The organism is Mesorhizobium sp. PL10 (assembly GCF_053714315.1).
Genome location: NZ_JBSKBR010000151.1, coordinates 1 through 946, shown reverse-complemented (window position 1 = coordinate 946; position 946 = coordinate 1). Strand labels below are relative to the sequence as shown.

Here is a 946-nt window from a genome sequence, read left to right as displayed (position 1 = left end):
CGTTCCGGGACTACACCTTGCACGTTCTGTGGGGCTGAATTCTCAACACGCGCCCTTCCCAATCGCTCACCTGGACTGGAGACCGATTGGCCACGTGCCGGAGGTACGTCTGTTTGCGGATTTTCGGCAGCTTGGTGGGCTTGCCGTCGCTCGCCCTGAGAATGCGACAGCCCTGTCGGTTGATTTGCTGCACCGCTGTACGGTTTATGAGACTGTTGTGAGTTTTCACGCTGGGTTGACGTGGATCCATCGCCGATATGAGGTCTTCCTGCGGCGCCACGCCATTCCAGCGCCGTTTGCGCATGCGGCGGGATCGTGCCTGCGTGCATGCCTTCATGCGTTGGATCGGCGCGCCAGCGTTCGGCATCAGAACGCGACCGCCTTGCATCCTGAGTTGCTGAGCCACGGTAAGGCTCATTAGGCCAGTTCAGGTTTTCACGCCGAGGCGGAGCAGGCATATCGCCAGCGCGCCATCCTGCTCTTGTGCTCGGCTCGGATGCGGACAACCGATCGGGCGGGAGCGCACCCCTTTCCACGCCCCCGGTTGTTCGGCCGGCGCGCCAGGAAACGCCGTCCGAACGTGAGCCCGCATCGCGATTTTGTCGGCCACCATGATCTCCAAAAGGTCGCTGCGAGCCGGATCCTTGGACGAATTGCTCAGAACCATCGGGATCACGCCATCTTCCCGGCCCGCCACTGCGGCCGGGCTCGGATTCCACGTCCGGGTGCGCGCTGGTTCGCGAGCTTTCAGCTTCGTCCGGCCAGAGATTCTCATCAGAAGGCGATGAGGTAGTTCCCGGCACGGCGCGAAAACGACGACGATTCCCACCAAGGGCGCCCTGCAGCGCAGCGCCAAGGAGTCGATGTGCGCCACCGCGAGGACCGGCGATCCGATCCGTCGGACCCCCGCTGGCGCGGGCGGCACCAGCGGAGGAGGAAGCGCCGG

General features: G+C 64.1%; 1 protein-coding gene. It reads right to left on the bottom strand.

Annotation, left to right across the window (positions count from 1 at the left end):
* Window positions 1-427: 427 nt before the first annotated feature.
* On the bottom strand, window positions 428-946 hold a 519-nt coding region (locus ACWGTO_RS33565; protein WP_454578962.1), incomplete at its 5' end, for a hypothetical protein.